The 11,830-nt window shown below is 48.3% G+C and carries 8 protein-coding genes; 6 read left to right on the top strand and 2 right to left on the bottom strand.

The window, feature by feature from the left end; all coding sequences use genetic code 11:
- The first annotated feature begins 1 nt into the window (after position 1).
- The 4 genes from DW800_RS08605 (at position 2) to DW800_RS08590 (ending at position 4,072) form a co-directional block, all read left to right on the top strand.
- A complete protein-coding gene (locus DW800_RS08605; protein WP_005833436.1) occupies positions 2-1,303 on the top strand; it encodes a histidine-type phosphatase in 1,302 nt (433 codons plus the stop codon).
- Between the two features lie 156 nt (positions 1,304-1,459).
- Positions 1,460-1,939 carry a 2-C-methyl-D-erythritol 2,4-cyclodiphosphate synthase gene (ispF, locus tag DW800_RS08600; protein ID WP_005833434.1) on the top strand — a complete coding sequence of 160 codons (480 nt, stop codon included), beginning with the start codon at positions 1,460-1,462 and terminating at the stop codon, positions 1,937-1,939.
- 38 nt (positions 1,940-1,977) lie between these two features.
- Positions 1,978-2,994: a metallophosphoesterase family protein gene (locus tag DW800_RS08595; protein ID WP_025835266.1), complete on the top strand. Its 1,017-nt coding sequence runs from the start codon at positions 1,978-1,980 to the stop codon at positions 2,992-2,994.
- Between the two features lie 22 nt (positions 2,995-3,016).
- Positions 3,017-4,072: a Gfo/Idh/MocA family oxidoreductase gene (locus DW800_RS08590; RefSeq protein WP_087331486.1), complete on the top strand. Its 1,056-nt coding sequence runs from the start codon at positions 3,017-3,019 to the stop codon at positions 4,070-4,072.
- A gap of 11 nt (positions 4,073-4,083) precedes the next feature.
- On the opposite strand, the gene DW800_RS08585 is transcribed toward DW800_RS08590, so the two are convergent.
- The gene (locus DW800_RS08585) at positions 4,084-4,944 is read right to left on the bottom strand and encodes a hypothetical protein (protein ID WP_119957976.1); all 861 of its coding nucleotides are present in this window, start codon (positions 4,942-4,944) and stop codon (positions 4,084-4,086) included.
- Between the two features lie 67 nt (positions 4,945-5,011).
- Entirely contained in the window at positions 5,012-6,067 is a 1,056-nt protein-coding gene (locus tag DW800_RS08580; protein WP_087331488.1) for a porin, read from the bottom strand.
- A gap of 286 nt (positions 6,068-6,353) precedes the next feature.
- Here DW800_RS08580 and DW800_RS08575 point away from each other — a divergent pair, with 286 nt between their 5' ends.
- Together DW800_RS08575 and DW800_RS08570 are read left to right on the top strand one after the other, a co-directional pair.
- Positions 6,354-8,633, top strand: coding sequence for a sialidase family protein (locus tag DW800_RS08575; protein WP_243634912.1), 2,280 nt, complete (start codon positions 6,354-6,356; stop codon positions 8,631-8,633).
- Between the two features lie 254 nt (positions 8,634-8,887).
- Positions 8,888-11,425, top strand: coding sequence for a hypothetical protein (locus DW800_RS08570; RefSeq protein ID WP_119957974.1), 2,538 nt, complete (start codon positions 8,888-8,890; stop codon positions 11,423-11,425).
- Positions 11,426-11,830 lie beyond the last annotated feature (405 nt).

The following is an 11,830-nucleotide window of genomic DNA, read 5'->3' as shown; positions in this document are numbered from 1 at the left end:
TATGAATTTTAGATTGAAACGAATCGTTTTTTCTACCATTCTTTTTGCCGCATCGGCTGTGCATACATCGTCGTATGCACAAGCCACGCGCGAAGAAATCTTCGATAACATTGCCGTTACCGGAGGAGTGTATTATGCCTATCCGGCACCGGGTGTACAGACCAAGGCACCGAAGGGTTACGAGCCTTTCTATATCAGTCACTTCGGACGTCATGGCTCGCGCTGGCTGATTTCTGACGAGGAGTATATCCGTGTGATGGAAGTGTTTGAAAAGGCACATCAGGCAGGTAAACTTACTCCGCTGGGCGAAGATGTGCGCAAGCGGTTGGCTATTGTCTGGGCAGATGCCGAAGGACGCGGTGGAGACTTGAGCCCAGTGGGCGTGGATCAGCAGCGCGGTATTGCCGAACGTATGTATCAGGCATTTCCCGAAGTCTTTAAAGGTGCGCCGGAGATGTCGGCATGTGCTACACTCGTAATACGTTGCGTACTCAGTATGGATGCCTTCTGCGAACGTCTGAAGGAATTCAATCCCCAACTGAAGATTGAGCGTGAATCCAGCAACAAATACATGCCTTACTTGAACTTTCATACGCAGGAAGCCATGAAGTTCACTTCGCACAAGGGCCCTTGGTACGAGGAGTTCCGCAAATTCGAGAAGAGCCATGTTCGTCCCGAACGTCTGATGAACTCACTTTTCTCCGATAAAGAGTTTGTCCATAAACGTGTGAATCCGGAGGAACTGATGCGCGGTCTTTATGCGATAGCCTCGGACATGCAGGACGTGGAGCAGGAAGTATCGTTCTATGATATTTTTGAGAAGCAAGAGTTATTCGACATTTGGCAGATACACAACTACAAGAACTACGTGTGCGACGGTCCCTCGCCCATGACCAACGGACTGATGGTGGCAAACGCCAAACCGACACTGGAGAACATCATTGCCGCTGCCGACGAGGCTATTGCTTCGGGTAGAAACTCGGCTACTTTCCGCTTTGCACATGATGGAAACATTATCCCCCTGGCAGGATTGATGAAGTTGGAGAACTGCTATAACGAGGAGGCCGACCCCGATAAGTTCTATCAGGCGTGGTGCAACTACAAGGTTGCGCCGATGGCAGGAAATATACAGCTGGTGTTCTTCCGCAAGAAAGGCTCGCCGGAAGATGTGATTGTAAAACTGTTGCTGCACGAGCATGAAGTAAGTATCCCGGTGAAGACGGATATGGCTCCTTTCTATCACTGGCAAGATGTGAGAGCTTTTTATAAAGGAATTGTAGACAGTCTGCCCGACAGACCGTAACATATTCTTCATGCTCCATACCGATTGCACGGTTTACGTTCGATTTTCTTTCCACAAGGGGAGCAAAAAACGGCGTAATCCGTGCAATTTGTGTCTTGTTCCTTCTCTTGTTCCTATTTTTTCCGTACTTTCGTATCAACTTAAAGAAGTAACGATATGAAGATACGTGTAGGTTTCGGCTTTGATGTCCACCAACTGGTGGCAGGGCGCGAGCTTTGGCTGGGCGGTATCCGCCTGGAACATGAAAAGGGATTGTTGGGGCACTCGGATGCAGACGTGCTCATCCATACTATCTGTGACGCATTGCTGGGAGCGGCGAATATGCGCGACATCGGCTATCATTTTCCCGATACTGCCGGTGAGTTCAAGAATATAGACAGCAAGATTCTGTTAAAGAAAACAATAGAACTGATAGCTGCTAAAGGCTATTTGGTGGGTAATATTGATGCTACCATCTGCGCTGAGCGGCCTAAGTTGAAGTCCTATATTCCCGAAATGCAACGTACGCTTGCCGCGGTGATGGGAATAGACGAGGATGACATCTCCATCAAGGCCACCACCACGGAGAAACTCGGCTTTACGGGCAGGGAGGAAGGTATATCCGCCTATGCCACTGTATTGATAGTGAAGGAATGACATGAAATAATATCAACTCAATTTAATCATCCACTTATATGAAGAAAATCTCCTTGACCTTTTGTCTGGCACTTTTATCCTCCTTGTTCTGCCCGGCACAAGTATCGCCTTTACAGTTCAACAAGAATGGAGAGTTTAAAATCGTCCAGTTTACAGACATCCACTTTAAGTATGGTAATCCGGCTTCAGACATTGCTTTGAAGCGTATTGGCGAGGTGCTCGATGCTGAGCGCCCCGATTTAGTAGTCTTTACCGGCGATGTGGTCTATGCCGCACCTGCCGATACAGCCATGCGCAAGGTGCTTTCCTATGCTACGGACCGTAAGATTCCTTTTGTCGTAACCTTTGGTAACCACGACAACGAGCAGGGAAAAACACGTGCCGAACTTTATGATGTTATCCGTTCCATGCCTTTCAATATCCAACCCGACCGTGGCGGAGTTGAATCCCCCGACTATGTCCTCACACTGAAATCCTCGGACGGCAAGAAGGATGCAGCCCTGCTTTACTGTCTGGATTCCCATTCCTACTCCAAACTGCCCGATGTAAAAGGGTACGACTGGCTCACTTTCGACCAGGTGAACTGGTACCGCCAGCAGAGTGCCGCTTATAAAGCAAAAAACGGTGGGCAACCTTTGCCTGCACTGGCATTCTTCCACATCCCTCTGCCGGAATATAACGAAGCCGCTTCCGATGAGAACGCCATACTGATAGGTACTCGCATGGAAAAGGCTTGCGCTCCGGAGCTGAATACGGGCATGTTCACTGCCATGAAAGAGGCCGGTGATGTGATGGGTATGTTTGTCGGACACGACCATGACAACGATTATGCCGTAATGTGGAAAGGCATTCTGCTGGCTTACGGCCGTTTCACCGGTGGCAATACCGAGTACAACCATTTGTCCAACGGTGCCCGTGTCATTGTGATGAAGGAAGGTGCCCGTACTTTCACCACCTGGATTCGTCTGAAAGGTGGTGAAATCATTGATAAAACGGTCTACCCCGACAGCTATGTGAAAGACGATTGGCGTAAGCGTCCGTTGGTGACGGAATAAGGGTGAACTTAAAAAGAACGATATGGACAAGATAAGAACCGGATTAGCCGCTTACGGAATGTCGGGACGTGTTTTCCATGCTCCCTTCATCTCCACCAACCCTCATTTTGAATTGACTGCCGTTACGGAGCGCAGTAAGGAACTCTCCCGGGAGAAGTATCCCGACGCTTGTATTGTGCGGAGTTTTGAGGAACTTATCGGACTTGAAGGGTTGGATTTGGTTGTCATCAACACACCGGACAGCACTCATTATGAGTATGCCCGCCGCGCCCTCGAAGCAGGTAAGCATGTGGTTGTGGAGAAGCCTTTCACCACCACCGTAGCAGAAGCTGAGGAACTTGTGGCACTTGCCGCAAGCCGGGGGCTGACCTTGAGCGTTTACCAGAACCGCCGGTGGGACTGTGATTTCCTGACAGTCAAGCAAATACTGTCCAAGGGCTTGCTGGGACATCTGGTGGAGTTTGAATCCACCTTTCCCCGTTATCGTAATTTCATCAAGCCGAATACTTGGAAGGAAACCGGACAAGATGGCGGCGGCTTGACCTATAACCTGGGCGCCCACGTCATAGACCAGGCTGTGCAACTGTTCGGGATGCCCGAAGCCCTTTTTGCAGATATTGCCACGCTGCGCAAGGACGGCAAGGTGGATGATTATTTCATTATCCATTTGTTGTGTCCCTCAAAAGCGCCTGAAGTGAAGATAACACTGAAATCCAGCTATCTGATGTGCGAGAACGAACCCCGTTTCGTCCTTCACGGCAGGGAAGGGTCTTACGTGAAATATGGCCTCGACCCGCAGGAAGCGGCCTTGACCGAGGGTGTATTGCCTGGCACTCCGCACTGGGGCGAGGAGGATGAGTCCTCTTGGGGGCTGCTTCATACTGAAAGGGACGGCAAAGTCGTGCGTGAGTCCTATCCGAGCCTTCCCGGTAATTATGCTGCTTTTTACGAGAATATCTATCGGCATATCCGCCACGGCGAACCTTTGCAGAGCGATGCCCGCGAGGTGATCGGAGTCATCCGCTTGATAGAGGCAGCCTGGGAAAGCAGCCGTATGCAGCGTGTGGTTCGTATCTGATAGAAAATCCTTTACCCGGTAGGGACGTGTAACTTCACATGTGTCAGCCGGGTATATTTGCTGCTTCCTATCATATAGGTACGTGCTATGCGTGCCGATGCTATTTCCATGATTTCCCCTACTTGGTAGGCATGTTCCACGGCAGGCAGTTGGCATGATTTCCGGCTTGCCGTGCGTGCGTTCATCCGGATGCTGACGAAGTTGCCGACGGAGTCTTTCAGTTTCAACACTTGGCGTACGTAGAAATAAGGAGTGGTTCCTTTGAGCTGTGTCTTGTAGGGGTTGTCTTCCAGTCGTACGCTGAGTACGGTCAGTGTCAGGTTCTCCACTCTTTCCCCTTCCTTCCCCAGAAAACGTCCGCCGTTGGTTTGGTACGTTTTTCTTCGTTGTATGTCGAGGTAGACCGAATGGTAAATCTTGGCAATCTGTACGAAACGTTCCTGTTTGGGGATGCGAGGCTGGAATTTGAAGGCTATCCACGTGAGATAGGCAGGGTCTATACGGAGAATTTCGTGCAGGAAGTGGCCGTGGTATTTGCCTATGGAGATAATGTCGTCCCCTTTGCTCTGCATTCTTTTGGCATTATACTCCACAAGCAGCAGGCTGCGCGGCGAGTAGAAGCATAGCGTGCTTGCCATCTGTAGCGTTTCGTGAATGTCGGTGGAAAGGTCGCAAATGTAGAAGATGGACTGTCTTCCGGGCAGTGGAGAGTAAACCCACAAAGTATATTGGGGATGTTCCGGCCGGGGCAGTACGACAAGATAGGCGCCTACTTCCTTATAAGAGGCTCTCCCTTGATTGTATGCATTCAGTTTACTATACAATAAGTCTTGTTCAGTCTGCGGTATACCGGGTATGATTGGATTTGCCATAGCTCGGAATAATTTATTCCAAATATACATTTTTGGAATGAAAGAAACAAGGGGAAGCCAAGAAATATCAGAAACGTACCATCAATTCCAATACTATTTTGTCTTGTTCCGACTCCTTCGCTATGCTGTTTTTGGCATAGAAGTATTTCTCGTAATTCAGCCGGAGGTCTGTGCGGAATGCCTTGCTGAGGCTGAAGGTGATGCCGCCCGTTAGGCGTTGGCGTTTGTAGTCGGTCACTGTCAATCTGCCGGTTTCCTCATCGGCGGTTTTGGCGTCGCTCTGGTCGGTCATCATGTCATAGCGTAGCAGGAAAGACATTTTGTTGAATACTTTCCGTAACGGCAGATCGTAGTTGATGAAAGTGTTGACGGCATGTACATCTTTGAAGGCATTGTCGGAATATTGCTTGTACAAGTATTCGCCTTCGATGTGGAAACGGCCGGTTTCATAGTAGGCACCGATGTCGTAGGATTGCATACGTACTTCTTCCGGTTGGATGCTCTGCACGCTCAGTGTCAGGTTCAGTCCTTTGGTGAAGAGGAACTGGGCTTTGGCGGAGTAGTTCACTTCCTTGTGCCATTCTTTCTGGTTGGTCAGTCCGGAACCGTTGAAAAGTCCTCCTTCCACGGTGATAGGTACATCGGTGGGCAGGGTATATCCTACTGTGAATCCTACATCCCGTACATTGCCCACTTGCTTGGCGATGAACGACCGGTTGGGGAAGTATTGCTGGTGCGGTGAGCGGTGGGCATCGATGGTGAAGGGAACACGCATTTGTCCGGCGGTGACCGTCAGTCCTTTTGTCGGGAAAAGCCGGGCGTAGGCATCCAGCATCTTGATTTGGCCTTCGTCGGAGAGGTCTATCTCGGCTTTGTAGGCAACAATGGGCAGTACGTTGCCCGTTACGCTGATACGTGCATTGCGTACCTCGAAACGTCCTGCACCCATAGTGGTCTGATATTCGTATTTGGCGCGGATGGTTCCGTGGACTTCCGGCAGGTAGTCTTTCGTTTCCATCTTTTCCTTTTCCATCTTTTTCCCGTCCTCGTTGATGGAAGGGGGCTGGGCAATTGCGGCCAGTGGCAGCAGGGCAATCAGTACTGTCAATACGCTTTTCTTCATGATTTGTTGTTGTCGAATGATTTGTCGGCGGCAAAGTTCGGACATGCGTGTTGTGTTTTTGTGTCATATATGTTGCATTGTTGTTACAAAAGCTGTTGGAGAGGAGAGTTCTTATGGGTACTATTTTAATCTTTTTATGGCTTGATTTAGTTTCTTGTTTTTGTTAATATGTTGTTTATTAGTATTGTATATGCGAAGTGTCAAATGTTTCAGCCTGAAATATCAATGAAATATTCTTATCTTTGGAAGCAATATAAAGAATGTTTGTTTTAGGACCTTGATGCTTATGAAAAGACAGTTGTTTTTAGCAGGAATAAGTTTGATGTTGGGCGGCATGCCGATGCTTGCTCAAGATATATCTCCGGTGAATTCCGTTTCTTACGAATGGAAGAGCGTACCGATAGTGGGAGGAGGCTTTGTGGACGGTATCGTTTTTCACCCAGAAGCTCCTGGTGTCCGTTATTGCCGCACCGATATGGGAGGAGCCTATCGGTGGGACACTGTTTCCAACCAATGGACGCCTTTGCTGGACTGGATAAGTCTGGATGAAAGTAATCTGCAGGGGGTGGAGAGCATTGCCATCGACCCGCAGAATCCGCAGAACGTGTATATTGCCTGCGGTACGTATACCAGTAGCTCCAATGGGGCCATACTTTGTTCTTATGATGGCGGCAGAACCTTTACTCGTGTCGATGTGCCCTTTACGATGGGCGGCAACGAGAATGGGCGTGGCAATGGGGAACGGATGATGGTGGACCCGCAGAATGGGAATATCATTTATATGGGGACCCGTTTGCATGGCTTGTGGCGCAGTACGGATAAAGGACAGAGCTGGGCACGGGTGGCGTCTTTCCCGGATGTCTCCGAGAAGTTCAATCCCGCCGACCGTGTCGCATGGGGGAATCGCGGCAGTGGCATTGTCTGTGTTGCCTATGATGCACAAGGCACTCGTGATGGGCGCGGCACCTGTGACATTTATGTGGCAGTTTCATTGATGGGCAGGGAAAATCTGTTCGTGAGCCACGACTATGGTGAAAGTTGGCAGCCGGTCGGGGGACAGCCGGTGCAGTATCGCCCCACGCATATGGTCTTGACCGGTGACGGGCAATTGGTTCTGACGTATGGAGATACTCCCGGTCCAAGCCAGATGGGGGATGGAGGCGTATGGAAATACGATACCCGTAAAGGCAAATGGACAGACATTTCTCCCGTCAGACTGCCAGGTGGCGAAAAGGCAGGATTTGGCTATGCAGCCGTATCTGTAGATTCTCGTAATCCGAAGCATCTGATTGCCAGTACACACAGTCTGGGGGGCAAGCACGGTTATAAAAGTGATGAGATGTTCCGTACGACTGACGGTGGCAAGAGCTGGAAACCGATTTTCAAGACGGGATATGAGTATGATTATTCTAAGGCTCCCTATACAAAAGTAGCCCCTCTGCACTGGATGTTCGATATTGAGATAGACCCTGCCGACGCCGAACATGCCATGTTTACCACCGGTTTCGGTGGTTGGGAAACTTTTAATCTCTCTGCCGTGGAACGTGGGGAACCGGTGAAATGGAGTATCATGTCTGCCGGTATCGAAGAGACCGTGCCCCTCGAACTCTATGCTCCCGAAAAAGGGGCGCGTCTGATTTCCGGTATCGGTGATTATGGTGGCTTTACGCATTTCGACCTCAATCGGCCCGACCCGTTGGGCAGCCATGCCAATCCTCATTTCGGAAATACGAATGGAGTGACGGGTGCCTGGCTGAAGCAGGATTTGATAGTCAGGGTTGGTACACTGTTCGGCCATCAGCCGGGTGCAAAGACTATTTCATATTCAGAAGATGGAGGCAGGCACTGGACTATGTGTGCCACTGTTCCGACTGAAAAATCTCGTAATGGGCATATCGCCGTGGCAGCAGACGGCTCTTCTTGGATTTGGACACCCGACCGCTCGGAGGCTTATCTGACTCGTGATAAAGGGGCTTCTTGGCAATCTTGTCGTGGTTTGCCTAAGAATATCCGCGTCATTGCAGACAAGGTGAACCCCCAACGTTTTTATGCTGTAGATGCTGTGGCCGAAATATTGTATAGCAGCGAGGATGGTGGGGCGACTTTTCATGCCGACACATTGAATTTAACTGTTAAACGGTTCCAACGGGGTAATGCCGGTGCCGCCGTACGAAGAGGAGATCCGCGTGGAGGGCAAGACCGTATCTACGCTACTCCCGGTCATGAAAAAGATTTGTGGATTGCAGCTTATGATGGTTTGTACCGCTCTGCTGCTTCAGAAAAATTTGATTTCCGAGCTTTGGATAAGGTACGTACCATCTATGCTTTTGGTTTTGGCAAGGCAAAGCCAGGCAATGATTATCCTGCCATCTACCTGATAGGCGTAGTCAACGGGCAATATGGTTTCTTCCGTTCTGACGATGCGGCGAACTCTTGGGTACGTATCAACGATGATGCCCATCAATATGGCCTGGTATTGCATATCTGCGGTGATATGCAGGAATATGGGCGGGTTTATATAGGGACACATGGCCGGGGAATTGTGACGGGAGTACCTGCGTCATAACTTTTCCATGCTGCTTTCCTAATCTCTCCGTATCTACTTCTCATCCAGTCCGTACATCTTCCGCTTCTATAGGAGCGAGGATGATACGGACTTTTAGTCTTTTATAATAGCTGTATAGGAACTTACTTTATTTTAGCAAAATATTATTCGTTCATTAATATTTTATATATTTGCATTTCAATCTTCCCATCATTTCTTAATAAATGTTGGCTAATGTTTTATGATGGCATTGCATAACCTTAAATGAAAACCTAATGGTACATTTATATAGATATATCATTTTAATAATCAGTCTTTGCACTACCCAAATGGTTTCCGCATACGGATTGAGATTTCGTGGCGCAGCCAGCCCTATCGACGAAAGGACATCCTATGATGTGTTTGCCCACAGTTGTCCCTCTTTCAAAGACTACTTTGACTTGGAATTCAATATGGCTCTGTATTCTACAGAAAGTGTCGGTTATGTGTTGCGAGTGAAGGGGGGTGACGAAGGACAGATTTTCAATCTTTTCTTTGATTTTCGTGGTGATGACATCTTGTTCCGTCTGAACCAGGAGGGGAAGTGTGTGTTGATAGCCTTGCCAGTCAGTAAGGCCGGGGCTATGAAATCCCATTGGTTTAAGGTGAAGATAGCTTTCAATCTGAAGCAGGATGAGATTACTCTCAAGATTCACGATCAAGAAAAGGTATGTAAGGGGGTGTTGCTCTCTGATGAGTTCAGTCCGAAAATCGTGTTCGGTAAGAGCGACCACATCATTGACGTTCCGGAGATAGCTGTTGACAAGCTGGTTGTGAATGCTGAGCATACTTACACATTTCCCTTGGATGAGGCGGACGGAGAATCTGTCTGTAACCAAGAGGGTACTCTTTATGGAAAAGTGGAGAACCCGATATGGTTGATTAACGAGGCCTATCACTGGAGGAAAGAGGGTGGCTTTGCGTCGGCTTCGGAAGCTGGTTCTTGCTACAATGCCGACAGAAACGAGATTTATTATTTCAACCGTGATTCGTTGTTCGTCTACAATATGGAGACGGGAAGCACTTCTGCCAAGGCTTTTGCCGAACGGTGCCCTGTGAAGCTGTTTCTTGCCGGCAGTTTCTTCGATAGTGGCAGTGAAAGGCTCTATGCCTACGAGGTGTATACCGAGAATGGAGATTCAGAGCCTATGATAGCGAGTTTGGACTTGCATACGTTGGGCTGGAGGGTGGAGAGTTACAGTCGGCTGAGTATGCAATTGCATCATCACTGTTCCTATTATGATGCAGTTCGCAAACGTTACACCATCTTCGGCGGCTTCGGCAATATGTACTACAGCAATAAGTTCTATATGTTCAATGCGGAGGAGGAACGTTGGGATACGCTGGGTTCTCTGTCCGGCGATTTTCTTTGTCCGCGTTATTTCTCTTCGGTTGGTTATCTGGACAGTAATCATTCTGTCTATATTTTCGGCGGTATGGGCAATGAATCGGGCGACCAGGTGATAGGCCGTCGTTATTTTCACGATTTTTATAAGGTGGATTTGCAAGAAATGCGTGTGCAGAAGCTTTGGGACATTTCAGAAGGACAGCCTAATATGGTTCCGGCGCAGGATATGGTTATACTGAATGACTCTTGTTTCTATGTCTTGCGTTATCCCGAGAGTGTGTCCAACTCATTTTTGCATCTTTACCGCTTTTCTGTAAAAGATGGCAGTTGTCATATATTGGGTGATTCCATTCCCATTTACTCCGACAGAATCATGACGAACGCTCGTCTTTATTACAACGAGCGTCAAAGCAGGCTTTTTGTGACTGTGCAGGAAACAAGAGACGACGTGTCTTCCAAATTTTCTGTCTATTCGTTGCTATTCCCATCGGTTTCTCTTGAAAAATATACTGCAAATAACGGTGGAGGAAATGCTTTACATGTGTGGCTGTTACTGGTAGTCGCGGTTGTGGCTGTAGCTGGCGGGGGCGTGTGGATAGTGTGCAAGTGGTGCCGAAACTCCGGTAAGTGCAAGGATGGCAAAGCTGTGCGACAAGACAAGGAACAGCTTTCTGATGTCTCTGATGCAAAGGCAGAGAAGATGGCGGTAGATATGGGAGCTGCCAATTCGATGTATTTATTCGGTGACTTCTCCGTGTTCGACCGGAACGGGCGTAATATCTCCTATATGTTTTCCTTGCGTATCAAGCAGATATTCTGTCTCATTTTGCGTTATAGCGATGCCGACGGAATTTCTTCCAGACAATTGAGTGACCTGATATGGCCCGACAAGCCGAAGGATAAGGTGAAAAACTCTCGTGGTGTAGCCATCAACCACTTGCGCAAGATTCTGAAAGAACTGGACGGTATAGAATTGGTCTACGAGAAAGGATGTTTCCGTTTCACACTGTCCTCCGGTTTTTATTGCGACTACTTGCGGTTTAAGGCAATAGTCACCGAGAACCGGATAGAGGAATGTCGGCAAGAGTTTCTGCATATCGTGGGGCGTGGCAAGTTTGTAGGCTTTATGGACGATCCGTTGTTCGACGGTTTCAAGCAGGATGTGGAGTGCCGCTTGGAAGTGCTTGTCTTGCAGTTGATGAAGGAGGCTTTCGAGGCGCAGGATTATGCGGAAGCTGTGAGCCTGGCCGAAGCGGAATTCAATATCGACCCGGTGAACGAGACAGCCTTGTCTTGTTGCCTCAAGTCACTTTTCATACTCAAGCATGAGAATGCCGCTATTGGCACTTACCAGAAATTTGTGGCGGAATACAAAAAACACACGGGGGAAGATTATCCTAATCCTTTCAGTCTTTACTGGAGTTAGTTCCCCGGCACGTTGCATCCGCTACTTTCAGTCTTTTCTCTTTTTGTTCTTCGGTCTGCCTCTTTCAGCTTGTCCGATAACTCTTGTTATGTTTCATGTGTGGCTGATAAATGTTTACAAAGCAAAACACTTTTGAACTCAGCCGCATATTCAGGGTACCTCAGTCGTATACTGAGATAGAGCTATTATAATGCCTTTGATAATCAGTCTTTTAAAAAATAAGGTTCCGGCATTGATAAAAGGGGACAAATGGACTCTTGGAAATGGGTATTTAGTAGAACCGTGCGATAATTGTTTGACTCACGTCTTCCCTTTCGAAACTTAAAGAGTCAAGTGCAGTCAGTCCTTTCTTTTATGGGTTAAAATAGCTCGGATTAATGTTTTTTTTGTTCCATTATACGCAAA

Source organism: Bacteroides sp. AM32-11AC, from assembly GCF_003603515.1.
Classification (GTDB): Bacteria; Bacteroidota; Bacteroidia; order Bacteroidales; family Bacteroidaceae; genus Bacteroides; species Bacteroides uniformis.
This window is presented reverse-complemented; position numbering and strand designations above follow the sequence as displayed.

What these genes read in the sequence shown, in the direction of transcription:
- DW800_RS08605 (WP_005833436.1), top strand. Translation starts at nt 2, where the DNA reads ATGAATTTTAGATTGAAACGAATCGTTTTTTCTACCATTCTTTTTGCC.
- ispF (WP_005833434.1), top strand. Translation starts at nt 1,460, where the DNA reads ATGAAGATACGTGTAGGTTTCGGCTTTGATGTCCACCAACTGGTGGCA.
- DW800_RS08595 (WP_025835266.1), top strand. Translation starts at nt 1,978, where the DNA reads ATGAAGAAAATCTCCTTGACCTTTTGTCTGGCACTTTTATCCTCCTTG.
- DW800_RS08590 (WP_087331486.1), top strand. Translation starts at nt 3,017, where the DNA reads ATGGACAAGATAAGAACCGGATTAGCCGCTTACGGAATGTCGGGACGT.
- DW800_RS08585 (WP_119957976.1), bottom strand. Translation starts at nt 4,944, where the DNA reads ATGGCAAATCCAATCATACCCGGTATACCGCAGACTGAACAAGACTTA.
- DW800_RS08580 (WP_087331488.1), bottom strand. Translation starts at nt 6,067, where the DNA reads ATGAAGAAAAGCGTATTGACAGTACTGATTGCCCTGCTGCCACTGGCC.
- DW800_RS08575 (WP_243634912.1), top strand. Translation starts at nt 6,354, where the DNA reads ATGAAAAGACAGTTGTTTTTAGCAGGAATAAGTTTGATGTTGGGCGGC.
- DW800_RS08570 (WP_119957974.1), top strand. Translation starts at nt 8,888, where the DNA reads ATGGTACATTTATATAGATATATCATTTTAATAATCAGTCTTTGCACT.